Raw genomic sequence first — 24,994 nt, 5'->3', positions numbered from 1 at the left:
AGGAGAAGACATTTGGCTCCTTCATTGAAGCCAATCCTTGCCACTCTCGGAGATTGTGATCATAATCTCAGATTCCGCTCATAAACGCTTCAATGTGATCATAAAACTTCAAAACTGCTCATAAAACCCGGAATGTGATCATAATCTCCGAATCCCGCTCATAAACTTCCCGCGCGACAGGTTTGCTCGCCTTGCTATTTATTGTTTAGGAACTTCAATCATAATCGCGTCGCCTTGACCTCCACCGGAGCAAATCGCTGCAACTCCGATCCCGCCACCACGGCGTTTGAGTTCGTAGGCGAGCGTCAAAATGATTCTCGCACCGCTCGCTCCGATTGGGTGACCGAGTGCGACTGCGCCGCCATTGACGTTCACTTTTTCCGGATCGAGTTTTGCAATATCTGAACTCGCGAGTGCCACGACTGCGAATGCTTCATTGATTTCAAATAGGTCGATGTCTTCGATAGACTTACCTGTTTTCTCAAGGATTTCATTGATGACCAGTCCTGGAGTTTGCGGGAATTTTTCAGGCTCTACTGCAACTTCTGCGTGGCCAATAACCGTTGCGAGAACATTTTTCCCTTCTCGCGCTGCTCGCTCGTCACTCATTAACACGAGTGCACACGCACCATCGTTTACACCAGGTGCGTTCCCCGCAGTGACAGATCCGTCTTTACCGAATGCCGGGCGCAGTTTCGCCAACACTTCGAGTGACGTATCTCTTCGTGGCGCTTCGTCTGTGTCAACAACAATTGGATCGCCTTTACGCTGAGGAATTTCAACAGGGGTGATTTCTTCAGCAAATAGTCCTTTTTCTTTCGCAGCTACAGCCCGTTGATGACTCCGAAGTGCCCACTCATCTTGGCGTTCACGCGTCACATTGAATGCTTCTGCTGTTGAGTTTCCGAATGTACCCATGTGCACATTTCCAGGTGAAAATGAATCGGAAAGTCCGTCATAAATCATGCCATCGACGAGTGTTGCGTCACCCATGCGTAAGCCGAAACGACCTTTTGGCAAGTAGTACGGTGCGTTCGACATGGACTCCATGCCACCTGCAACGATGACCTCTTCATCACCTAGGCGGATAAGCTGATCGCCAAGTGTTACACTGCGCATGCCAGATGCACAAACTTTGTTTATGGTTTCTGTTTTCACTTTCCATGGAAGACCGGCTTTTGTCGCTGCTTGTCTTGATGGAATTTGTCCTTGTCCTGCTTGTAAAACAGTCCCAAAAATCACTTCGTCTACATCACTTGCTTTGACACCCGAGCGTTCCAGAGCGGATTTAATCGCAGCTCCGCCTAAATCACTTGCAGTGAGGGTTTGCAGTGCGCCCCCCATTTTTCCAAAAGCAGTTCGTGCGCCGTCAATCAATACTGTTTTAACCATTTTCATCATCCTCCAGTTTTTTGATAGCGTTTACATTTCGGGTTACAAGGAGCGACTGAACGCTCGCTCGATGAGGTTTCATCAGAAAGGGGAAGCACTGGTGCTCCCCCTCAGTTTGATTTGTTTTATAATTCTGTTCTGTTCGACTGTCTTAATTGTAGGACAAATCTGTCAGTCTTGCAATCTTTTTTCACTGTAAAACAGGTTCCAGTTCAGACTCGGATCCGTCTGCAATACCTTCACCGAATACAGAACGCTCGAGAAGTTCAGCAATGTCATACGTGCCGACTGTTTCTTCCACTTCAATCGCTTTCGTTCCGTCAGACAACATCGTTAAGCAATACGGACACCCAGAAGAAATGATTCCTGGTGTCACTTCCATCGCTTGCTCCGTACGAGCGACGTTAATGCGGTGTCCAGCGTCTTCTTCCATCCACATGAGTCCTCCACCGGCGCCACAGCACATGCCGTCTTGGCGGTTTCGTTTCATCTCAACCAAGTTAACGCCTGGAATCGATTTCAAAATTTCACGTGGTGCATCGTAAACGTCATTGTAACGACCGAGGTAGCACGAATCGTGGAACGTGATCGTTTCCTCGATTGAATGTTGTGGCTTCAACCGTCCCTGTTGAACAAGTTCATGTAACAGTTCGGTATGATGATACACTTCCGCAGTGAAGCCGAAGTCTGGATATTCATTTTTGAAAATGTTGAATGCGTGCGGATCGATTGTGACAATCTTTTTCACTTCCGCTTTTTCGAATTCAGCGATGTTTGCAGTCGCAAGCTCTTGGAATAGGAATTCGTTCCCGAGACGACGAGGTGTGTCACCAGAGTTCTTTTCTTTGTTACCAAGAATTGCGAATGAAACCCCTGCTTCGTTCAACAAGTGAGCGAAGGACAACGCGATTTTTTGTGAGCGGTTGTCGAATGCACCCATCGAGCCAACCCATAGCAAGTATTCGAAGGATTCGTCCGCTTTTTTCAGTTCTTTTACCGTTGGAATCTTAAGATCCGGACGTGCGTCACGCCAGTTCTCTTTCTCTTTACGGTTCAGTCCCCATGGATTGCCTTGGCGTTCGATGTTCGTCATCGCGCGCTGTGCATCCGCATCCATTTTTCCTTCCGTCATCACAAGATAACGACGAAGGTCTATGATTTTATCAACATGCTCGTTCATAACTGGACATTGGTCTTCACAGTTACGGCACGTTGTACATGCCCAAATTTCTTCTTCCGTGATGACATCGCCAATCAATGATGGATTGTAAATGTCGTCCATTGTTGCCCCTTCAAGACCAGCTGCAAGTGCGATCTGATTGCCTTTTGTGTGACCAAACATGAACGAAGGAACCCACGGCTTCTGTTTCGTAGTCATTGCACCTGTGTTCGTCAAGTTATCGCGTAGTTTTGTGATTAAGTCCATCGGTGACAGCATTTTCCCTGTTCCCGTGGCTGGACACATATTCGTACAGCGACCACATTCTACACACGCATACAAGTCAATCATTTGTAGTTGTGTGAAGTCCGTGATTTTACCGACACCAAGTGTTGGCATTTCATCTTCATCTTCGATTTCTTCAAGCGCTTCAAAATCGATTGGCGCAAGTTTTCCACGACGGTCGAAACGCATCATGTACGTATTGACAGGACCTGCGATCAAGTGCGCGTGCTTCGATTGCGGCACGTACACGAGGAATGTGAGCAATGTCAGCAAGTGAATCCACCATGCGACAAAGAAAATCGCTGCTGCAGCCGTTGGCGATAGGAAACTGAAAACGGTTGCAATTCCTGACGCCATAGGTTCTGTCCACGTCGTTGCGTGACCATGCCAGATCATGTTCATGCCATTTGCAACAAGTGTAGAAATCATTAGGGATCCGATGAAGATCAGGACAAGCCCTGACTTCCAGCCGCGCTTCAAGCGTGTTAGTTTTTCCATGTAACGACGGTAAAATGCCCAAACGACCGCTACGAGGATGACCGCAACAACAATCTCCTGGAAGAATGTGAAGAATGGATAAATCGGTCCAAACGGTAAGTGAGAATCCGGTTTCAATCCTTTCCAAATAAGGTCGATTGCTCCGAATTGAACGAGTAGAAATCCATAGAAAAACATCACGTGGATGGAACCACTTTTCTTATCTTTCAATAGTTTCTTTTGTCCGAATACGTTCACCCATACTTCTTTCAAGCGTTTTTGTACATTGTTATCAAAGTCTTCTTTTTGCCCGAGTCGGATGAATTGCGTGCGTGTTTTGATCAAATATGTAAACAGCGCCAGCCCATATGCGACGATGCCTAGGAATAAAACCCAATTGGCGATTAATAAAGGTGTCATGTTGTCCTCCCCTTTTTTTGTATGTAGTGAATGTTCTTACTAGTCTAGATGAATTGAGGCAATTTGTCGATGCGTTATTTACTAGTTTAAGATATGAATGAGCATTCAGTCAATTAAAATTTTGAAATGCTGGTGAATTCTGATGAAGGGAGGGGTGGTCGCCATGGGGCGCGTATTTGCCAATAGGTTGCATCGCGTGTACTTATTGAGGATGAAGTTTATGAGCACTTTTCGGGAGTTATGATCACTATTCAAGTTTTATGAGCGGTTTTCTGGGGTTATGAGCGCTTTCCTATGTTTATGATCACATTTCTAGTTTTATGAGCACTTTCTAGTGTTTATGAGCATAATTCGCGATTTATGATCAAATTCCTCTTTTCTTGAGCACGCACTAAGATTTCAACGGCCAGCGAATGTGCCCAATCACACACAAACCTGCACGAAATAAGCGAAGCGCTACCAATCAATCCCTTGAACTGCAGATTTTCAATAGCGCTTACAATGTCATTCTATAGCATGCAGCAACGGACCAAAATGGAGCTTGGCATCTGCTAGTTTGCCGGAAGCAATTTGCAGCAGCACAACAGTCGCTGGTCCCGCGGAGCAAGTTACGTCGAGGGGACTTGTTATTTCGCGAGTCCGATCCTCCGTAATTTTCTGCCATTCCGCCAAAACTCCACCTGAACCAACTGGCCAAATTCGCTGGATGAGACCATTACGACGTGCTTCGTCGAGGACAGCTAGCGACGCGATTTCAGTCTCCTTTGTGAGTACCTCTTCACCTACGAGGGGCGTACCGTATGTATACCAGTTTCCGTTAGAAACAATAGACTCGTAAACCCGCTTCCCTATCAGTGTTACAGCAACAGCAGATTGTCGAAGTGTCATATTAGTTTCGCTGCTGCCGCTGATTGGCGGCGAGACTCCACCGATTTCATCGAACACGTCACGAATTCCTTCGCAATACCGGTCCCAGCTCATGTCTCCGCTAAAATTATGTAATAAGACCGCTTCCGGTTCAGCACCCGCTGCCCATTGTTCAAGCAGGGCAACGCGGGTTGCGAAACGCGCTGTAATCCGGTCTGGAACAGCAACGAGGTCATCTAATTTCTCGCCGATACCTCCAGAATTATCTGTCGTGACAATCCAGTCACCGAGCTGAATCGCATTCCGGTACGCAGTCATTCGCTTGCGCTATCCTTTTTGTCTTTAGCACCTGTTCGGAATACTTTTGCACTGCGGACGTATTCGTTATCCGAAACGTTTGCACGCTTGTTCACAATACGCGCTGCGACGAACAAATAGTCCGAAAGACGGTTCAAGTAGCGCTGGACAGTACCAGGTACGTCTTCTTCATTTTTCATAAGCGTCACGGTGATCCGTTCTGCTCGGCGAGTGACCGTTCTACAAATGTGAAGTGACGCAGCTGCATGTGTTCCTCCTGGTAGGATGAATTTCTCAAGTGGTGGTGTCTCTTCCATCAGTTCATCAATGCGTTGTTCGAGAACTTCAATTGGCTCATCCGATAATTTGTAATGGCGCTCTTTCATGACGTTCGCGAGATCTCCACCACCATCGAACAATTCGTTCTGAACCGCTTCAAGGTCGTCAAAAATGTCTTGGCAAGTTTCTAAATCAAGCTCCGCCATCGCTTTTCCGATGAATGAATTCAGTTCATCGATTGTGCCATAGGCTTCAACGCGCAAACTGTCTTTGTCCACACGTCCTCCGATTAAACTCGTTTGACCTTTGTCCCCAGTTTTCGTATAGATTTTCATGAAAAGTCTCCCCTTTATTTCAGTTTTTGTGGGATGCCATACCAAATTCGTGTGACTCCCTCTGCCACTTTCATTAAATGCTGATTCAATCGGCCGCATGCATCGCGGAGTGCTCGTTCACGCGCATCCATTGGGACGATTCCTCTGCCAATGTCTGTAATGATAAACGTTACGTTTTTCCCTAGTATGGCGTTGAGTAAATCATGAATGGCTTTTTCTTCATCGTCAAGTTGCGTAGCCATCCACTCTTCGACGTTACATATAACAGCTGATTGGTGGTCAGGTAGCTCGTTCAACCGCATCAATTCAAGCGGCGCTTCATCCCCAAACCATATAGTTTTCGCAGGCATCATTTCCCTGACAAATTTCCGTTTTCCGTTAGCCGATCCACCGATAACGATGTGCATCGCTGTCCCTCCTTCCACTGTTCCTCTGAATCCCAGTGAAACCGGTAGATTGCACCATGCGGGACGGCCCATGACCAAAATCCTCGTTGTTCAGGTGCAAATCGTGTTAGTAACAGTCGGATTGGGCCGCCGTGCGTGATGAGTTGCGCACCTGAAGGCAATTGCTGAAACGCCTCAAGTACACGTTCTTCTACTTGTCTCAACGATTCGCCTCCAGGAGGTGCAATCGTCGCCGGGTCCTCCACCCAACTTCGGTAATGATTATTCTTTTCAAGCTGCACATACGTTTTCCCTTCAAATTCACCAAAATTACATTCCCGGAACCGTGCATCTGCTAAATAGGTCGCGTTCGGAAACAGCAACGCCGCGGTTTGTCGCGTTCGCAACAAATCACTTCCGTAAACTGCGACATGCTCGATATCTATTGGCCTTACAGGACCAGGAATAATGGATTCGTCCGTCCACCCGACGTATTGTCTTTTGCCATTACCGACTGTCGGCAAATGACGGATTACAACAATATCAATACCGCTAACCATAGTACAACCTCCATTCCTTCAATGAATGCCCCACTTAAATCACCTGTCACACCTCCAAAGTTACGAACGGTCCACGATCGATACAGTAAGAGTGAAAGGCCGATTACACTTACAAAAACCATCGGTAGAAAGGCAGTTTCCAAAACAATTCCGATGGCAATTAACCCTGCCACCATGCATACAATTGTCCAACTAATTAGCGGTCCACGATTCAGTTTTCCAAGAAAGAAATGCGCCATACCGCTTTCTTTTGCTGGTTGGGTTGTGACAAAGTAGATCACCATTGCACCTCGTGCGAAAAATGGAACTGCAACGAGGACGTAAACACTTGCTTGATTGGTTGCGATTAATTCCTGGAGTAACGCGAACTTTAAGAGGATGAATACGATTAGCCCAAGAGTTCCGAATGCGCCAATTCGTGGGTCACTCAAAATTTCATGACGGCGATTTTGATCGCGATAAGAAAAATAGGCATCACTCGTATCCGCAACGCCATCCAAATGCAATCCACCCGTTAGAGCAATTCCAACAACTAGCGCTAGAACGCTTGCGAGAAGTGACCCGAATCCAAGCCATTCACTTACAAGAAGACTCGTAGTCATTGAAAGGCCGATCAATGCACCGACAAACGGCAACGCACCATACATCGCTGTGATATGACGAAGTTCCATCGGCAGTTCTTTTCGGATCGGAATGCTTGTGAAAAACTGAAGTGCTAGAAAAATTCCGTTCATCGGCACGCCTCTTCTATTCCGATAATCTCTCTCAGTAATGACCAATCTATATGCTGACGGACGTGTTCAGACCATGCATCATAATGATCTATCCCACTCGGTGCTTGTGTTTTAGATCGCGGGGTATCTTCTTCAGCTATTCCGTGATCGATTTTATATGGCAGCACTCCCAATACCGGAATCCCTGTGTAGGATTCGATAAATTCAACACCCTCCTGAAATCCCTCGGGATCACCTTTGAATTTATTAATAATTATCGCCTTCATACGATTTCGTTCGGATGGTTGTAGCAATTCGAGGGTACCGACGATTGACGCAAAAACACCTCCACGATCGATGTCCGCAACGAGAACGACGGGAACGTCCGCCAGTTCAGCAACTCTCATGTTTACAATATCTCGCGCGAGTAAATTCATCTCCACTGGACTTCCTGCACCTTCAATCACAATCGCTTCGAACGACTCATTTAAAGAATCGAGTGAACGTTCAATCGCCTGAATCGCCTGCTCGTAATACACACCTCGATATGCCATGCCACTGACAGGTTTGAGTGGTTCACCACAGAACGTCCCAGCCAGTGTTCCGTCTGCTCCAGGCTGTAAAATGATCGGATTCATGTCGGCCGTTGGTTCAGTGCGAGCAGCTTCTGCTTGGATAAATTGCGCCCGGCTGATTGGTATTCCGTCTATTGCGCGCTCAGTATAAGGGGATAAATTCTGGGACTTAAACGGAGCAACACGTATGCCTTCATTCGCAAGCAATCGGCATAGTGCTGTGCAAACAAGACTTTTCCCAACGTCTGAAGCGGTTCCCATGACCATGATCCCTTTCATCACTGCGTCCCCCTTTGTTTATGAACAATCGGCAAACCACTATCCATTTCAATCGCGGTATCTGCTTTCGCAACGATTGCTTGGTGCAATTCGCCGAGTGTATGTGTATACGTACGTGTAATTTCCTCTGTCTTTAGTGGTTCATCGAACACTTCGTTTGAAACGATGATGAGTTGGTTCGTGAGATTTTGAATACGCTCGATTGTATCTAGCAACGAAGTAATCTTCTGATCCATGCACTCTGGCTTCAAAATACAGGGCGTCCCGGTTTCCCAGCCTTCAAACGCTTCGTTTCCTAGCCACGTCGTTACACAGTCCCAGATTACATGGTCATGCGGTTGCAAGTTTGGCAACACATTCTCGAGATGAGTTGGCTGCTCAATCGTTGTCCAGCCATCATCAGCTCGATCAGATCGATGACGTGCAATCCGTTTTGCCATTTCGTCGTCGGTTGCGGTGCCTGAAGCGATGTATACGAGTCGACCACCTGTCCGTGTTGCTTCTGTTCGAGCAAGCTGTTCGGCGTAGGCACTTTTTCCACTTCGAACCCCTCCACTAATGAATGTCAGTGTGCCCTGTTTTTTATCCAAAAAAGGTACTAATGCATCACGCAAGGTCTCCATGTCGCTAGCGGATTTCATGCCAATACGGAGCCAACGTCCATCAAGTCCTTTGAAGTTTTCGGTATGGCGGAGGACGATGCCTCGTGTGAGCAAACTATTGAAAACATCTTGTGCCGCTATATGTACAGGGGGCTTGAATAGAATGAAGTTCGCGACAGAGTCGATGACTTTGCAACCGCGTGCTGTTAAAAAGTTCGTCATCTTCAATCGTTCTTCCGTTGCTTGCTGAATCGCGCGCTCACGGTAGTCCGCTTGCTGCAGACAAATCGTCCCGAGCTGTGCCGCAATCGCATTGATGTTCCAATGGGGTGCATTTCGTTTGATCGCGTCAATTCGATTAGGACGTGCGACCGCATACCCAAGTCGGATGCCTGGAATCGCGTATAATTTCGTCATCGAGCGAACGACGATCACATTCGGGTAATTCTTGACTTCCGGAATGAATGACAAGGCTTCATCGACCCAATCAATGAATGCTTCGTCCAAAATAACGTCACAGGCAACCGTTGCCGCATGTTGAATGAGCGATACTAATTCAGTTCGTTTCGGTAAAAAGCCCGTCGGATTATTCGGTGTGCATATGTATAGGACGTCCGCGGTTTCCATTGCGATTATAAGTTCGTCAATTGGTAACGCGAACCCGTTTTCTTCGCTCGCTTGGACATGTGTAATGCTCGCACCCGCCGCGGTTAAAGTTGCTTCGTATTCGGAGAATGTTGGATGGACAATGATTGCTCGTTTACCCCGATATCGATTAGCGATGAGTGAGAGGATTTCAGCCGCTCCATTGCCGAGAACAAGTTGCTCGATCCCTATTCCATGAAAGTCTGCGACTGCTGTGCGGAATGGTTCACCGTTCGGATCTGGATATCGGGAAATCTTTGGAAGAAGCTCGTTCCATCCTATTTGAATCGCTTCAGGAGGGCCAGCGGAATTGCAGTTTTCACTGAAATCGAGCATTTTCGCTGGCTGCTCGAGATTCAATATTTCGTATAACTTGTGCGGGTTTGCACCATGGTTAGGCAATGGCATAGATAATCCCTCCGATGATGATGCCGAGTGTCCAAACGCCGTATGTTGCGCGTTTTAGTTGGACAAGTGTTTGGTCGATATGAACGGCTGTGAGTTTTTGCAAGTTCGGACCAAATTTTGGCCGACGAGATGCGACACCTTTATATATATTTGTACCACCAAGTTGGATACCAAGTTGCCAGGCTGTAGCAGCTTCCAAATAGCCACTGTTCGGACTCGGATGCTTCTTTGCATCTGTTAGCCAGCCTTCGAATCTCTCGCGAAGTGGTATGCCTCCTACATTCTGCGAAAGAATGAGGATGAGAAAGCCTGTTATTCTAGCTGGAATGTAGTTCAGGATGTCGTCAGCACGTGCAGATGCTGTTCCGAATTCGCGATAGCGGTCGTTTTTGTAACCGACCATCGAGTCCAATGTATTCACTGCTTTGTACAACCATAACCCCGGAGCTCCGAGAATGAAAGCGAAGAAAAGGGGCGCTGTGACACCATCTGAGATGTTTTCAGAGACCGTTTCTACGACGCCTCGCGTGACTTCAGATTCGTTCAATTCATGTGTATCTCTCCCTACGATCCACGACAACTTTTTGCGGGCTTCTTTCATGTCGCCTGCTTCAAGGGGCATTGATACGTCGAGCGCTGCGGTGCGCAAACTTTTTTGGGCAAGCCCGATTGCAATGAATATACTTTCTGTTGCAACACCGACTGCTGGATGACACCAATAAGCTGCGACTGTCAAGCTTGCAAAGAGTAAGAATGTCGGCAATACGACAAGAACTAGCAGGACAGCCCCTTTTGCGGTTCGTTTACTCCCTGTGTTCAGCAAGTTGGTGAGTTTCGAGATATACGTTCCGAGCCAACGGACAGGGTGTGGCCAGTTTTTGGGATCACCGATGAGCTGATCTAGATAGAATCCGAGAGTGACGGCGAATAGATGCGCTAATATCAGCTCTTCCATCCCTTCGCCTCCTTGTATGTCTGGATGGCACGGATCGTGCACTCATAGACTCCAGTCCCAATCAATTTACCGAGGGGTGTGATGGGTCCTGCGTAAGGGAGTTCTGGTCCTATTTGTGTTGCAGCAACGAGTAAACTGTCCGTTGACGTTCCAGTTGCTTGAGTTCCCGTTAGTGGGTCAAGCACCTTTTCCGTCTGAAGCGCACGTGTTTTCGCTTCGGTCGCGGTGATCATCGCTTGGATAAATGCCTCATCGGAAAGCCGACCGTTGACGATAATCCAAGTGTTGATGGTACCTACATTCGCTTCCCTTTCGCGTGCTTTTGAGACGTCGACTGCATTTCCAACGCCCGCTGTTACAGCGATGACGATTGAAATCCCTTTATCTGCAAAGCTAGCAATTTCAGCGTGTAGTGTTTGCACAGCAGTCATCATGCCGACTGTATCTGTCAGATGATGGCCCCGTTTTTCTAGATAGTCTTCCATTTCCTTTTTCACGTCATCACAATCATAATTTGCATCGACATGGCGATTGACGAATGTCGTGTACCAGCCCGTTCCTGGATTATGTACTGCGGATGAAACCGTCTTGAGTGATTGGTATGCGTGAAATTGCACGCTATCTGCTGTGACGGTGAACTGAGTTTCATCCACAACAAGAGACTCTTCTACACTACCATTCATGGATGGTAACAACGTCATTTGTGGTTTCGGTAACTCCGGATGGGCTTGCGTTTTGACAGCCGCTTTGTAGACGGACTGGATAATCGTTTCCCGCACGACGTCTTGCGGCAATCCGATTTTTGCGATTTCGCCATTTTCCATGAGCAATAATCGATCGCAATAGAGCGCCGCTAAGTTGATGTCATGGAAGACGGAAACGATGGTTTTCCCTTCGTCAACTGCGAGACTTCGAACAGTATCGAGCAGTTGTTGTTGGTAGGCGATGTCGAGATGGTTCGTCGGTTCATCCAACAACAGAAGTGGAGCTTGTTGCGCTAAGGCTTGAGCGACAAAAACCCGCTGTTGTTCTCCACCTGATAACGATTCTATGAGGGTGTTTGCATAACGCGCAACCCCCGTCCTTTCCATTGCGTGGTTTACGGCTGTTTCGTCTTCAGCGGTCCACGAGGAGAAAAGCCCCGTTTGGTAAGGGTAACGGCCGAGTTCTACGGTAGCCTTAACGGTATGCGAAAACGCATGTGCGTGCATTTGTGGAAGGACCGCGACGTTGCGTGCAAATTCTTTAGGTGAGTAACTATCTGCATCTTTGTCCGCGATTTTAACGGTTCCTGCTTGGTTCGGTAGGATGCCTGAAATCATTTTGAGAAGCGTCGATTTCCCACTTCCGTTCGGTCCTAGAATGCCAAGTATTTCCCCAGGTTGTACGTCGAACGACACGTTTTTAACGATCGGTTCTTTGCCATATCCACCAGTTATCCCTTGTACGTGCAACATCACGCAGTCCCCCCTTTCCGTTGTCGATAAAAGATAAATGCAAATACTGGTGCGCCGATGAAAGCGGTGATGACGCCAACGGGTAGTTCTGTCGGCGAAATAATCGTACGGGCAATGAGGTCACAAATGATGAGTAACGTTGCCCCATTCATGAACGATAGTGTGAGTAGATGACGATGGTCAGATCCCCAAAGGAGGCGTGTCATATGGGGTACGACGAGTCCGACGAAACCGATTGTACCGGAAACGGATACCGCTGCACCGGTTAGGATCGAGCCTCCGATTAAGATGACGAGCTTTCGCCGTTTGACGTCAACGCCTAAGTGCTTCGCTCGATCTTCTCCGAATAGCATCGCATTCAGCTCTCTGCGGTTCATCCACAAAAGAAACGAACCGATGATTGTGAATGGAAGAATCATATTGATGTAATTCCATCCTCGCATCGAGACGCTTCCAAGTAGCCAGCTAATGATCTGACGTAATTCTTCACCTGTAAGCGCAATCATAAGTGATAATACGGAACCGAGGAATGAGCCGAATATGATTCCTGTTAAAATAATGGTTTCCATATTGAGACCGCGGTCTACGAGTTTAGCGAAGCCGAGGACGACAAACATCGTAATTGCGGCACCCACCATACTGAAAACAGGGAGTGTGTAGAGTCCAAGAAATGGAATATTAATGCCGAAAAAGAGTGTCATCACAGCACCTACAGAGGCGCCGGATGACACTCCGAGGGTGTATGGATCTGCAAGCGGGTTTTTGAGTAACCCTTGAAACGCAGCACCAGCAATGGCGAGTGACGCACCGACGAGTCCTGCAAGGATGACGCGCGGCATTCTGATTTTCCATAAAATATTGGTCGCTGTCGTGTCCGCCCCTTGGTTCCAAAGCGTGCTGATTGGCACGTGAACGGATCCGATGGATACACCGAGACCAACTGCCGTCAATAGGACGGCAGCTGAAACGATGTAGGCAATCAGAGGTTTTCTCACTTGAAGGCCTCAGGATAGACTGCTTTTGCGACTTCTTCCAGTCCTTCAGAAAGTCGTGGACCTGTTCGGCTAGTTAAGTTCGAGTCTACTTGTACAACTTGGTCTTCTTTGACAGCTGTAATGTCTGCGAAACCATCACGCTTTTTCACGCTGTTCACGACGTCTGGTGTGTAGTCGTGCATGATGACCATAACATCTGGATTTTGTTTAACGATTTCTTCAGGGCTAATCATGACCCATCCTTCTTCTGTCACGACGTTCTCAGCACCGATCTTATCGAGAATTTCTTGCATGAATGTATTTTTACCAGGTACGTAGATTTCAGGTACGTCAGATGTCTCTACAATTACACGTTTTGGAGTTTCGATGTCGGCAGTTTTTGCAACTACTTCATCGACTTTTGCTTTCATGTCTGCGACGATTTTTGCTGCTTCTTTTGGCTTGCCAGTTGCTTCACCAATTGCTTCTATCGTGCTATAAGTTTCATCGAAGTTCATAGCATTTTTCACGATGTAAACGGGAATTCCAGCATCGCGGATTTGTTGATAGCCTGCTTCAGAACCAGGAAGTGACATTTCATGTCCGAATACAATTTCTGGATTCATAGAGATGATTTTTTCGATGTTGAGGTTCATATCACCGATTTTTTCTTTTTCGTTTGCTGCTTCCGGGAAATCGGAATAATCATCGACTGCAACAATTTCGTCGTCGAGTCCAAGTGCAAAGAGAATTTCTGTGTTGCTTGGAAGTGTAGAGATGATTGTTTCTGGTGCTTTTTCAAGTGTGATTTCTACACCAGTAGTATCTTTTATTGTCATTGGGTAGGTAACCGCTTCGGTATCTTCACTTGCCTCTGAACCAGATCCGTTATCTTTATCGGATTGCTCTGTTGTTGCTGTGTTGTTGTCAGTTCCTTTGTCCTTGTTGTCATCTGCTCCACCGCAAGCGGTTAGGAGCAGGACAGCAAGTACGGCTGTAAGCCACAGTTGCCACATCTTTTTCATGAGTTGTTTCCCCCTATTTTGTCCAAACAAAAATCCCCCATTGTGTATATGGAGGATGAGCGCATTGGAAATGAGGCGGATTTCGCCAAATTTCACCATGTCTATCCTCGTAGATCTCGGGTGATTACCGAAAAAAGGCAGGTCTCCTGGCTTGTGCATCGAGGCTTATTCCGCGCCTTCCCGGTGGTGTCCGGTGGCAGTAGCGAGTAAGCTAGCACGTACAGTGGCGGGACCGCGCCGGATTGGAACCGGCTTCCCTTTTAACCTCGATTGCTCAAGGCACCTTTTTCTTGTTTGTTATGTAATTTGATACATTCCTATTATACAGAAGTGTCTGGAAATGTCGAGAGGGTGCTGGCGAATAATGTCATGATGTGTGGATGGTGGAAGTTTTGGGTTGTCCGACACTTATTGCGATTGGTCCAACACTTGCATTGTTTTCTCGGACACTTAGGCTAGTTTCTCGGACACATGTGAGTATTTCTCGATCACTTAGCAAAGTTTCTCGATAACGGCACACAATTCAACCTAGTTTAAGGGATTATTTGGGTGCGCTTCGCTTGTTTTTTAAAACAAAAAACCCTCCACGTCAAATGGAGGGCTCAAATCAGAAAATTACATACGTTCTGGTGCTGCGACGCCAACAAGTTTCAAAGCATTGGCAATCGTTGTGCGAGCTGCTGTGATCAGCGCTAGGCGTGCTTCAGATAGCTCACGATTCTCATCATCTAATACTTTTTCCGCATTGTAGAAACTATGGAATGTGGATGCAAGTTCCTGAATGTACGTCGTGATGCGGTGCGGTGCGCGGAGGCGCGCTGCGTCGCTGACGAGTTGTGGGAAGTCCCCGATTTTTTTGATCAAATCGATTTCTTTCTCTGCTTTCAACAACGATACGTTGGCAACAGATGCGGATACGCCTTTTTCTTCAGCAGCACGTAAAATCGAAGAGATTCGTGCATGTGCGTATTGCGCGTAATACACTGGGTTTTCATTGGATTTAGAAACGGCTAGATCCAAGTCGAAGTCCATTTGTGCATCACCTGAACGCATCGCAAAGAAGTAACGCGCTGCGTCTAAGCCGACCAATTCAACGAGTTCACGAAGTGTAACGGCTTTACCAGTACGTTTACTCATCTTGAACTTTTCGCCATCTTTATAGAGCTGTACCATTTGCGCAACTTCCACTTCTAACGTATCGCGGTCATAACCAAGTGCTTGAATTGCCGCTTTCATACGTGGAATGTAGCCGTGGTGGTCTGCACCCCAGATGTTGATGAGCTTATCGAATCCACGATTCAATTTGTCTTCGTGGTAGGCGATATCTGGCATCAAATACGTGTACGAGCCATCGTTTTTAATAAGTACACGGTCTTTGTCGTCCCCAAACTCAGTCGAACGGAACCATGTCGCGCCTTCTTCTTCAAAGACGTGACCATTTTCGCGAAGCTTGTTCAACGCTACGTCAATTTTACCGTCTTTGTATAGAGATGTCTCTGAGAACCAGACGTCAAATGGGACACGGAAGTCTGCTAAATCTTGCTGCAATTTGCCGAGTTCGATCTTCAGGCCGTATTCACGGAAGAATGCATAACGCTCTTCATCGGACATGTGCACAAATTTGTCGCCATTTTCTTCAACAAGTTTCTTAGCAATTTCAATGATATCCGGACCTTGATAGCCGTCTTCCGGCATTTTTTTCTCGAGTCCTAGTTCTGCAAAGTAACGTGCTTCTACTGAATACGCCAAGTTCTCAACTTGTTTACCAGCATCGTTAATGTAGTATTCGCGGGATACGTCGTAGCCTGCAAAGTCGAGAATGTTGCATAGCGAATCTCCTAGTGATGCACCACGAGCATGTCCTAAGTGAAGGTCACCTGTTGGGTTCGCTGATACAAATTCCACTTGGATTTTTTCATTTTTGCCCGAGTCATTGCGACCGTATGCTGCTGATTGGTCGATCACTGTTTTTACAACGTCATCTAGGTAATCCTTTTTCAAAACGATGTTCATGAACCCTGGGCCTGCAATGTCGATTGTCTCGATGGATGTACCCGTTTTATCCAATTTCTCAAGAATTGCTTCTGCAACCGCACGCGGAGGCTTTTTCGCTAATTTAGTGAGCTGCATCGCAATGTTCGTTGCGTAATCGCCGTTTTCTTTGCTCTTTGGTGTTTCCAGCTTGATGGCTGGTATTTCTGTCTCTTCTACTAAGCCTGTCGCTAGAACTGCGTTGTGCAAGGCGATCTTAACTTCGTGCTGGATTTGTTCTACTGCATTCATAGTGTTCCCTCCGCATAGTGAATAGTTAGTTGGTAACTGCCAAGCAAGGATTGTTCAGAGTGCATGTCGTAATGCACGTGGAATTCGCCTGCTGTTTGTTCAGATTTAATGGAAAGTGCTTTTGTTACTACAATTAGGTCCATCTCGAGTGGTCCATTGGCGTATGTCCCAACACGCTTGCCGTTCAATTCAAATGGTAGTCGCATCCGGATGGCCCCTGTCCGCATAACGAGTGCGTCTTCTGGGTCTAGCTTGATCATCGTTTTTATGAGTTCACGATTCTGCTCTTCTTCATAACGCAAGTACCGATTGCCTGCTTTTTCAACGATTGTTCCTTCTATTTCGAGCTCATATTTATCGGTTTCCTGTCCGGGATGTTGGATTGCCGACTTTAGTTTAATCTTTACCGGCACAGCCGAATTTTGCGTTCCCATCCGCTCACCGCCTTTAATTTCATATATCTCTCTATTATAGCCTTCCAACAGTCCTTTTTTCAATCATTGCTTGACAAGATGCGTTTTTTCCAAGTCTTCCGTTTAATTTGCCCTCACCTTTCGCATACTACTTTTTAAAGAGTGTCGAGGAGGTTGGGATGAGATGCGGCGAACGGACTATGTAAAAAAGAATAAACGCAGAGCACGGTTCCGTTTCGCCGGGCTGGTCGCAATTACTGCTGCAACCGCACTGTTTACAGTGCTTGTCTGCCTGAGAGTGTATGCACAAATTGCCGGCGCGCCTTCGTTAAGCGTTCCTGAAGCATCTGTTTTTATGGACCGTAATAATAAGGAAATCGGTGATCGTTTTTCGGGCGAGCGACGTTACTGGGTCGATATTGACAACATGTCTCCTTCCCTAGTGGACGCGTTCATCGCCGTAGAGGATAAAAACTTTTATAAGCATAACGGTTTTGACTACAAACGGATTGGCGGTGCGGTGCTAAAAGACGTCAAGGCTCGTCGAAAAGTAGAAGGTGCGAGTACGATTACGCAACAGTATGCAAGAAACTTGTATTTATCCAATGAAAAGTCATGGACCCGTAAGGCGAATGAAGCGCTCTACGCATACCGGATGGAGTTATTTTACGATAAAGAAAAGATTTTAGAAGGCTATTTGAATACTGTGTATTTCGGACATGGAATGTATGGTGTGGAAGCAGCAAGTCGGTATTTCTTTGCGAAATCAGCGAGCGAACTGACGTTGGAAGAAGCCGCCACAATTGCAGCGATTCCGAAAGGTCCTTCGATTTATTCCCCAGTAGCAAATTTAGAAAAATCTACAGATCGAAGAAAAATTGTTTTGAGATTGATGGAAGAACAAGGGTTCATATCCTCGGAGCAAAAAGATCGTGCGGCAAATCAGAACCTAGCGCTAAAAGCAGAAGATTGGTCAAGTTCTAAAGATGTCGCTCCCTACTTTTTGAATGAGGTATGGCAAGAGGCTGAAAAAATCTTGACCGACAAGGGACGGTACCCTGCTGAAGGCGGGTGGACCATTAAGACGACGCTTGACTTGAAGCATCAAAAAACCGCTGAAGATGTTATTGCGAACAAGATGCCAGAGAATGAGTTACAGGTCGGATTCGTTGCGATGAAACCTGAGACGGGTGAAGTGACAGCGATGGTTGGAGGCCGGAGTTTTGCTGGTAGTCCGTTTAACCGGGTAACCCAGGCGAAGCGGCAACCTGGTTCTGCGATGAAACCCATTTTGTATGCGGCGGCTTTGGAAGACGGGTTTAATCCCCTTACGTATATCTCGACAGAGCGGACAATTTTCACGTATGACGATGGACGTTCTTCATATGAACCAAGCAACGTGAACGGCAAATTCGGGGATCACCCGATTTCGCTTGCGCAGGCCGTTGCGGTGTCGGACAACATTTACGCCGTGAAAACGCTGGAAGAGGTTGGATACAAAAAGTACAATGCAATGGCTGAGAACCTCGGGATTAATGTAAAGTTTCCGGAGTCTCCTGCAGTAGCACTCGGGACGTCTTCTGTGACGCTGTTTGAAATGACGGGTGCGTATAATCGAATCGCCTCCGGTGGAAAGAAAGTGGAACCCGTGATGATTTTATCCATCGAAGATTCTCGTGGAAAACTTGTATACGAGCATCCTGAACAAACAAAAAAGCGGGCGATGACAGAGCAGAACGCGTTTGTGTTGACGCATTTATTGACCGGCATGTTTGACCCTGTTTTCAATGATTATTTGACTTCTACAGGTATTTCAATGCGAGCGAAGCAATCTCGTCCTTATGCCGCTAAGTCAGGAACGACGATATCCGATCAATATTTGATTGGTTATTCACCAACGCTGACTGCGGGTATATGGACAGGCTATGACGTCGGGAAACAGTTAGAAAATGCAATCGATAAATCTGTGTCGAAACAGATTTGGATCGAATTTATGGAAGGTGCCCATGAGGGATTGCTGTCTGAGCCCTTTCTTCCACCGAAGGGCGTGAAAGGCGTGACTGTGGATATCGAAACGGGTGGCTTGGCGGTTGAAGGGTGCAGCAAGCAGCGGCTTGTTTATATGAAAGAGAAGGACGTTCCGAAGCAACTTTGTACGGATAAAACGTTGCGTGAGTCACGGATGACTGGTTCGAAGAAAGAGAAGGAGTTCGAGTTGTTCCCATTTTCGTTTTTTGAGTGATGTTGGAATGAGAGAGGGGCCTTGTTGAACGGGCGGGTGGCCCGCGGCAACGAGCGGGTTCCTCGTGGTAACGAGCGAATTGGTTCCTCCAACGTGCCTATACGCAATTGATTGGGCTTAGCAAGAGCCGCTAGAATTCTTCACACCTTTTCACTAGAAAAAACTTCCTTTTCACAACAAAAAAAGCTTCCTGCCTGTTGGGTCTAACGGGCGGGGAGCTTTTTTGTCGGGCGAACCCGTGTGTCCTAGCTTAGCAATTGCAAGCTATCCTTATTTTACTTCGTTTTGTCGAGACATTCAACTACCTATTGTCGATTTTCAGTGATTTTTCGACCTATTTCATAAATGAGGGGACGATTCACTGAGATCGATGTGAAGTTTTGGTTCACTATTACTCCACATATCTTCATTGTGCGTTTTCAGGAAGTCCGCTAGCACTTTTTTCGACTTTCCATCCATATTATCTACGATAATGCGGCGCTTCATGGATTTATCCATCAAATTCACGTGATCAGCGAGCACCTTATATCCACGGCGTTTTTCACGGTTGACAATCATTTCACAAGACGTGACTCCCGCATAATACGGTCCGTTTTCATTGAAATCGATTGTGACCCAGACGAGCCAGTAGAGCTTGCCGCCTTCAGAGTCTTCTCGATTTGTTGTGAACTTGATACCCCGCTCGATGTCGCTCTTCGCATGCATGGCGCCGATTTCGATGGAAGCTAGCTCTTCTCCTGTGTCAACCATGACGGGTGTGATGTTTTCCAACGATAGCGATCCGATGCCGAATCCTTTATGGCCATCTGTTGGGTCGTTCTTTATAATGGTGAACCCTAACTTTTGTTTCGGTTTTTGTTCGTCTGCCATTTCCGCAAACCCCTTTCTATCTGGTAGTATATCTACTATACCGAAATTCATGGAAAGGTGGAAATTGTATGCCGTATGTAACTGTAAAGATGTTGGAAGGTCGCACGGAAGAACAAAAGCGTGCGATGGTGGAAAAAGTGACGGAAGCGGTCATGGAAACTGCCAATGCACCACGGGAAAACATTGTGGTGTTCATCGAAGAAATGCCGAAGAATCATTATGCCGTTGGTGGCAAACGATTAAGTGACCAATAAGAAAAGCCGGATGTAGCAAGGAACCCCTTGCGCATCCGGCTTTTTAGTGGCATGAATTACGCGACAGCACAGGCTGACATTTCTGCGATGAATGCAAATGCAGCATCCATTTCCTCATCTGAGAAATTCAATTTGTTCTTGACGATACGGACTTTTTCGATTTGCTCAGTGCGCTCAAGGTGATCAAAATAAAGCAACGTAGAGACGAGTTCCAAGAAGCGTGAACTTTGGTCATTCAACTTGCTGATGCATGGCGCAAGGGAGGCTACTGGAGCGTCTCCCGTTTCTGAAAACTTAAGTCCGTCTTCGGTTACTTGGTACGTGTATTGGACGTATGACCCTTTGTCTGTGCACGTTTCAGCCAAAAATCCCATTTCGCAAAGCTCTTCGACGCGCAACGTCAGCTCCTCTGAATAGGGGCCGTACATGTGCAATTCGTATTTCTCTACAAAGGAAAACTCCATTTTTTTCAATATGTAGACCATCTTCTGTAGTTTCTTTCTTCCATTGACTTCATCCGCCAGGGAAATCATCTGAACGATTTTCGCGTGTTCCGCAAGCATTGCGCACGCTCCTTTCTAGCCTCTTACTAGCTGTAAAATTTCCTTATAGAGAGGATTGTCCTCTTGCCCTGCTTCAAGTATGTCTTCAGGGAAATAGATTTTGTGGTCCGTACGGCGCTTGCCGGAAATGGCATCGACGATATCGGATGACCGTGACAGTTCGCTCAACTCCCCATTTGGAAGTTGTAAGTAGATTGGAACGCGTTCGTTTTCTTCTCCTGGGCGATAAAAATCATAAGGTAAATCGGAAGAAGAGTCCGTAACTAAATAATATTCGGGATCAATGCCTGCTTCTTTGAACAATGAATCGAGTTGACCAATTTTGCGATATTCTTTCGCAGGATCGAACTCGGCATATTGAAATAGCTTGCGATTAATGAATCGACGACATAAGTCAGATAGAATTGGGTCTTGTTCTTTCATCCAAAGCTGGAAATATGTAAATAAGACTCCTTCGTCCAACGAGATATAGTCTTCGAGTGTAATGGTTTTATCGAAAAAAGACCGGAATGGTACAGGGTCTTGTAGGAACCGATAGCCATCTTTATATAGCGCTTTTGCGCGGTGCAAAATCTTGATGAGAATCACTTCTGCACTGCGGGAAACGGGATGAAAATAGACTTGCCAATACATTTGGTAGCGACTCATGATGTAATCTTCGACGGCGTGCATGCCGCTTGACTTGATGACAACTTGTTCTTCTGCAGGACGCATGACGCGCAAAATTCGCTCCATATCGAAATGTCCATATTGAACGCCTGTATAATAGGCGTCCCGCTGCAAGTAATCCATACGGTCTGCGTCGATTTGGCTGGATATCAAACTGATAACAAGCTTGTCCTTGTATGTTTTACCGACGACATCGGCTACACGTTGTGGAAACTCAGGACTGACGCGGCTTAACACTGCATTCACTTCCGTGTCTCCTAACAAAATCGCTTGTGTAAACTTCTCGTGGTCCAAATCGAATACTTTCTCGAACGCATGTGAAAACGGTCCATGACCGAGGTCATGCAGGAGTGCTGCACACAGTGCGACCAGCCGTTCATCCTCATTCCACTCGGGACGTCCTCCGAAGCCGCTATCGATGATGCGACGGACAATTTCATAGACGCCGAGCGAGTGTTGGAATCGACTATGCTCTGCTCCGTGGAAGACGAGATACGTTGTGCCAAGCTGCCGAATTCTGCGCAGTCGCTGAAATTCCCGGGTGCCAATGACATCCCAAATGACGCGATCTCTCACGTGAATATAGCGGTGTACCGGGTCTTTAAACACCTTTTCTTCTGCCAGTTTCTCATGCTCGTACGACATTTCGCACCTCCGTTCAACGTTTATCTAGTATACCAAAAATCAGCAAGTTCGACAGCTGCAAATGGCACATTCGAAAAAGATGAAAGTATCAATCTTTTGTTCTGTATAAAATTCTCGCGTGCTGTCCATGCTGTCAGTAGAAAGAGAGAACGAATTATTAGGAGGCATTGGAGATGGTTAAAATTAGACAAGATGCATGGTTGGAAGAAAACGACACGTTATTGGCAGAGACGGTACTACGACATGTGCGAGAAGGCAGCACTCAACTAAGTGCATTTGAAGAAGTCGGGGATGCGTTGAATCGAACTGCAGCTGCATGTGGATTTCGTTGGAACGCTGTTGTAAGACAAGACTACGAGAAAGAATTGTCACAAGCAAAGAAAGAACGGAAGCAAGCTTTGCGAGTACTTGGTACAGACTTCAAACGTCGTGCGACACCTCTTTACTCGGTTCAAACGAATGAAGATGACCAACGCGCGGTGTCTGTTCCGCTTTCTGCACTTTCCATGGATACCGTTATTGCATTCTTAATTCGCATGCATCACTCAGGTGGTATTAACAATGATGCGCTGCGTTGGCAGCAAACTGCAAAAACTGCTCAGTCCCGTGTCACAGAGCTTGAAAAAATGGTAGAGCGTCTGAAAAAAGACAACAAAACCATTCGCGATGACTATGAACAATTTGTTGAAATTATGAATCGAGCTCGTCGTCTTGTAACGTTGAACGAAGAAGGCGAACATACCGCTCCCGCTTTCAAAATGGAGCAAAACGGAAATTTAATCTCGAAAGAACCCCCTATTCATTAAAATAGGCGGTTCTTTTTTAATGTTTTTGTTATTCTCGAGCAATCATTTTGGCGTTACGTTCGACGACACGATTCAAATAATACGTGTAAAGTTCCATTTCCTCGTCACGGAAACCGCCAGATTGTACGTTTTCTGCAAGCATATTCAACTGTTGTTGAATTCGCAAGTTAACATCTTGGACAGTAAGCGGCTGGTCGAGTAGTTCGGATAACGATGCCATTGTTTCCGGCTGAATCACAGGGTAGGCAAATTTCGTAATCTCTCCTCCTAGTCCAGTTTCATACAATTCTTTCACGATTGCTGCTCGCTCGCTACCGCTGTCTTCAATACATAGATAGACTTGGACGGCGACGCCTTGTCGTAATCGACGCTGGGAGATTCCAGCGAACTTCTTCCCATCGATGCTAAGATCATAACTTCCTGGACAATACGATCCTACGATTTCATAGGCCTCAATCCTGTCACCTGTTTCCGGAAATAGCATGCGGATAAATTCCAGCATGACGTCGTAGCCTACCGAGATATCGATTGAACCACTCTGTTCAGATAATACGATGGAAATGTTGAGCACACCACTATCGAGGACGACCGCAAGTCCACCTGAATTTCGGACGATTGTTTTATATCCTGCCTCGTGGATGGCTGGTAATGCGCGTTCTAGATGTGGGAGTCGATGATCCTGAACGCCGAGAACAATTGTATGATCGTGCACCCATGTACGGACGGTTGGTGCACTTTGTAGTTGACCGACTAGCTGGCAAAGTGTATCGTCTGCTGCGAACGATTCTAATGCAGATCGATTTTTAGCCGACAGGGATTCATCTATATAACGCCATGTCGGGATGGATAAATAGGATTCAATTGCTGTCATAAGTAGACTCCTGTATGTGAATGTTTTTGTTTGATTATCCTCAGTCTACACCACAATTCGTTCCTCTTCCACTTGCTGTGCGGTGTCGAATTAGTGACATCCGGTGTCTTGGCTGAATTGAAGTTGTCCGTTATGGTACACTGAGAAAAGAACGGCTGCCTCGGGGGTTTTTCTCCGTCCACCCGTACGAATCTCAATTTAAAGGAGTTCGATTTCTCATGATTGAAGCAGCACAAACGCTGGATGGCTGGTATGTATTACACGACTTCCGTACTATGGACTGGACCTCTTGGAAACTCATTTCCAAGGAAGAGCGCCAGCACGCAGTTGACGAGTTCGTCGCGTTTCTAGACAAGCTGAACGTTGCGGATGAAAACAAAACAGGCAGCCATGCATTTTATACAATCGTCGGTCAAAAAGCCGATTTCATGCTCATGACGTTGCGCCCAACGATGGACGAATTACAACAGCTTGAAGCAGAATTCAATAAACTCACCATCGCAGACTTCACCCTTCCTGCGTATTCTTACGTATCCGTAGTGGAACTCTCTAACTACCTGGCTGGTGGAGATTCGGATGAAGATCCATACCAGAATCCATACGTTCGCGGACGTTTGTATCCTGAACTTCCACGTAGCCAATACGTCTGCTTCTACCCTATGGACAAGAAGCGCGAAGGCGACGTCAACTGGTACATGCTCGATATGGATATCCGTAAAGAAATGATGCGCAGCCATGGCTTAATCGGCCGTAGCTACGCTGGCAAAGTGAAGCAAATCATCTCTGGTTCTGTCGGTTTCGACGACCACGAGTGGGGCGTTACACTATTCGCGGACGACGTGCTTCAGTTTAAGAAATTAATCTATGAAATGCGTTTTGACGAAGTGAGCGCGCGCTACAGCGAGTTCGGCGAGTTCTTCGTAGGAACAATTTTACAAGATGACACACGCGCAGATTTCTTCGCGGTGTGAAGGTAGTTTAGATTGTGAGCCGCCTTTTGGGGTATCCCCAGGGGTGGTTTTTTTGTGGTTATGAGAAGATTTTTGGGGTTTATGAGCACTTTTCAGAAGGTATGATCACTTTTCGCGATTTATGAGCACTTTCCAGAGGGTATGATCACTTTTCGCGATTTATGAGCACTTTTCAGAAGTTATGATCACTTTTCGTGGTTTATGAGCACTTTTCAGAAGTTATGATCACTTTTCGAGATTTATGAGCACTTTTCAAAGGGTATGATCACTTTTCGTGGTTTATGAGCACTTTTCAGGGGGTATGATCACTTTTCGCG

The 24,994-nt window shown here is 46.6% G+C and carries 23 protein-coding genes and 1 riboswitch; of the genes, 4 read left to right on the top strand and 19 right to left on the bottom strand.

Features of this window, described 5'->3' with window-relative positions:
• Positions 1–198: 198 nt before the first annotated feature.
• The 15 genes from N693_RS0114585 to N693_RS0114515 all read right to left on the bottom strand — a co-directional run bounded on the left by N693_RS0114585 (position 199) and on the right by N693_RS0114515 (position 16,807).
• Positions 199–1,392: an acetyl-CoA C-acetyltransferase gene (locus N693_RS0114585; protein ID WP_025785566.1), complete on the bottom strand. Its 1,194-nt coding sequence runs from the start codon at positions 1,390–1,392 to the stop codon at positions 199–201.
• Between the two features lie 190 nt (positions 1,393–1,582).
• Positions 1,583–3,733, bottom strand: coding sequence for a heterodisulfide reductase-related iron-sulfur binding cluster (locus N693_RS0114580; RefSeq protein WP_025785565.1), 2,151 nt, complete (start codon positions 3,731–3,733; stop codon positions 1,583–1,585).
• Between the two features lie 504 nt (positions 3,734–4,237).
• Entirely contained in the window at positions 4,238–4,918 is a 681-nt protein-coding gene (locus tag N693_RS0114575) for a hypothetical protein (protein ID WP_025785564.1), read from the bottom strand.
• On the bottom strand, positions 4,915–5,511 hold the full coding sequence (locus N693_RS0114570; protein WP_025785563.1) for a cob(I)yrinic acid a,c-diamide adenosyltransferase: 597 nt from the start codon (positions 5,509–5,511) through the stop codon (positions 4,915–4,917). The genes N693_RS0114575 and N693_RS0114570 overlap by 4 nt, the downstream gene beginning before the upstream one ends.
• Positions 5,512–5,525: 14 nt before the next feature.
• Positions 5,526–5,918: a bifunctional adenosylcobinamide kinase/adenosylcobinamide-phosphate guanylyltransferase gene (locus N693_RS0114565; RefSeq protein WP_025785562.1), complete on the bottom strand. Its 393-nt coding sequence runs from the start codon at positions 5,916–5,918 to the stop codon at positions 5,526–5,528.
• The gene (locus N693_RS20020) at positions 5,861–6,457 is read right to left on the bottom strand and encodes a histidine phosphatase family protein (protein WP_025785561.1); all 597 of its coding nucleotides are present in this window, start codon (positions 6,455–6,457) and stop codon (positions 5,861–5,863) included. Before N693_RS20020 ends, N693_RS0114565 begins: the two co-directional genes overlap by 58 nt.
• The gene (cobS, locus tag N693_RS0114555; RefSeq protein WP_025785560.1) at positions 6,430–7,191 is read right to left on the bottom strand and encodes an adenosylcobinamide-GDP ribazoletransferase; all 762 of its coding nucleotides are present in this window, start codon (positions 7,189–7,191) and stop codon (positions 6,430–6,432) included. The genes N693_RS20020 and cobS overlap by 28 nt, the downstream gene beginning before the upstream one ends.
• Positions 7,188–8,024 carry a cobyric acid synthase gene (locus N693_RS0114550; RefSeq protein WP_025785559.1) on the bottom strand — a complete coding sequence of 279 codons (837 nt, stop codon included), beginning with the start codon at positions 8,022–8,024 and terminating at the stop codon, positions 7,188–7,190. The genes cobS and N693_RS0114550 overlap by 4 nt, the downstream gene beginning before the upstream one ends.
• Complete coding sequence (locus N693_RS20470; RefSeq protein WP_025785558.1) at positions 8,024–9,679, bottom strand: bifunctional adenosylcobinamide kinase/adenosylcobinamide-phosphate guanylyltransferase; 1,656 nt, start codon at positions 9,677–9,679, stop codon at positions 8,024–8,026. The genes N693_RS0114550 and N693_RS20470 overlap by 1 nt, the downstream gene beginning before the upstream one ends.
• A complete protein-coding gene (cbiB, locus tag N693_RS0114540) occupies positions 9,666–10,634 on the bottom strand; it encodes an adenosylcobinamide-phosphate synthase CbiB (RefSeq protein WP_371257565.1) in 969 nt (322 codons plus the stop codon). The genes N693_RS20470 and cbiB overlap by 14 nt, the downstream gene beginning before the upstream one ends.
• A complete protein-coding gene (locus tag N693_RS0114535) occupies positions 10,622–12,091 on the bottom strand; it encodes an adenosylcobinamide amidohydrolase (protein WP_025785556.1) in 1,470 nt (489 codons plus the stop codon). The genes cbiB and N693_RS0114535 overlap by 13 nt, the downstream gene beginning before the upstream one ends.
• On the bottom strand, positions 12,091–13,071 hold the full coding sequence (locus N693_RS0114530; protein WP_371257568.1) for a FecCD family ABC transporter permease: 981 nt from the start codon (positions 13,069–13,071) through the stop codon (positions 12,091–12,093). Before N693_RS0114530 ends, N693_RS0114535 begins: the two co-directional genes overlap by 1 nt.
• A gap of 11 nt (positions 13,072–13,082) precedes the next feature.
• Entirely contained in the window at positions 13,083–14,090 is a 1,008-nt protein-coding gene (locus tag N693_RS0114525; protein ID WP_025785554.1) for an ABC transporter substrate-binding protein, read from the bottom strand.
• A 118-nt stretch (positions 14,091–14,208) separates the two neighbouring features.
• Positions 14,209–14,392: riboswitch (cobalamin riboswitch) on the bottom strand.
• A gap of 313 nt (positions 14,393–14,705) precedes the next feature.
• Positions 14,706–16,373 carry an arginine--tRNA ligase gene (gene argS / locus N693_RS0114520; RefSeq protein ID WP_025785553.1) on the bottom strand — a complete coding sequence of 556 codons (1,668 nt, stop codon included), beginning with the start codon at positions 16,371–16,373 and terminating at the stop codon, positions 14,706–14,708.
• Positions 16,370–16,807: a DUF1934 domain-containing protein gene (locus tag N693_RS0114515; RefSeq protein ID WP_025785552.1), complete on the bottom strand. Its 438-nt coding sequence runs from the start codon at positions 16,805–16,807 to the stop codon at positions 16,370–16,372. The genes argS and N693_RS0114515 overlap by 4 nt, the downstream gene beginning before the upstream one ends.
• Positions 16,808–16,970: 163 nt before the next feature.
• Between N693_RS0114515 and N693_RS0114510 the strand changes: the two genes are divergently transcribed.
• A complete protein-coding gene (locus N693_RS0114510; protein WP_025785551.1) occupies positions 16,971–19,028 on the top strand; it encodes a transglycosylase domain-containing protein in 2,058 nt (685 codons plus the stop codon).
• A 339-nt stretch (positions 19,029–19,367) separates the two neighbouring features.
• Here the strand turns inward: N693_RS0114510 and N693_RS0114505 are convergent, their stop codons facing one another.
• A complete protein-coding gene (locus N693_RS0114505; protein ID WP_025785550.1) occupies positions 19,368–19,898 on the bottom strand; it encodes a YwhD family protein in 531 nt (176 codons plus the stop codon).
• A 68-nt stretch (positions 19,899–19,966) separates the two neighbouring features.
• Here N693_RS0114505 and N693_RS0114500 point away from each other — a divergent pair, with 68 nt between their 5' ends.
• A complete protein-coding gene (locus N693_RS0114500) occupies positions 19,967–20,152 on the top strand; it encodes a 2-hydroxymuconate tautomerase (protein ID WP_025785549.1) in 186 nt (61 codons plus the stop codon).
• Positions 20,153–20,208: 56 nt separating this feature from the next.
• On the opposite strand, the gene N693_RS0114495 is transcribed toward N693_RS0114500, so the two are convergent.
• Together N693_RS0114495 and N693_RS0114490 are read right to left on the bottom strand one after the other, a co-directional pair.
• On the bottom strand, positions 20,209–20,715 hold the full coding sequence (locus N693_RS0114495) for a YwgA family protein (RefSeq protein ID WP_025785548.1): 507 nt from the start codon (positions 20,713–20,715) through the stop codon (positions 20,209–20,211).
• Positions 20,716–20,730: 15 nt separating this feature from the next.
• Complete coding sequence (locus N693_RS0114490) at positions 20,731–22,029, bottom strand: HD domain-containing protein (RefSeq protein ID WP_025785547.1); 1,299 nt, start codon at positions 22,027–22,029, stop codon at positions 20,731–20,733.
• Between the two features lie 173 nt (positions 22,030–22,202).
• Here N693_RS0114490 and N693_RS0114485 point away from each other — a divergent pair, with 173 nt between their 5' ends.
• Entirely contained in the window at positions 22,203–22,835 is a 633-nt protein-coding gene (locus N693_RS0114485) for an RsfA family transcriptional regulator (RefSeq protein WP_025785546.1), read from the top strand.
• A 28-nt stretch (positions 22,836–22,863) separates the two neighbouring features.
• Here the strand turns inward: N693_RS0114485 and N693_RS0114480 are convergent, their stop codons facing one another.
• Complete coding sequence (locus N693_RS0114480) at positions 22,864–23,706, bottom strand: lipoate--protein ligase family protein (RefSeq protein WP_051508753.1); 843 nt, start codon at positions 23,704–23,706, stop codon at positions 22,864–22,866.
• Positions 23,707–23,924: 218 nt separating this feature from the next.
• On the opposite strand from N693_RS0114480, the gene hemQ reads away from it, so the two are divergent.
• Positions 23,925–24,677, top strand: a complete 753-nt coding sequence (hemQ, locus tag N693_RS0114475) for a hydrogen peroxide-dependent heme synthase (RefSeq protein WP_025785544.1) — start codon at positions 23,925–23,927, stop codon at positions 24,675–24,677.
• The last annotated feature ends 317 nt before the right edge of the window (positions 24,678–24,994 follow it).

Origin of the sequence: Sporosarcina sp. D27 (genome assembly GCF_000586555.1) — a bacterium.
Lineage (GTDB): Bacteria > Bacillota > Bacilli > Bacillales_A > Planococcaceae > Sporosarcina.
Note: the sequence above shows the minus strand (reverse complement) of the source record. Positions and strands in the feature narration are given on the sequence as shown.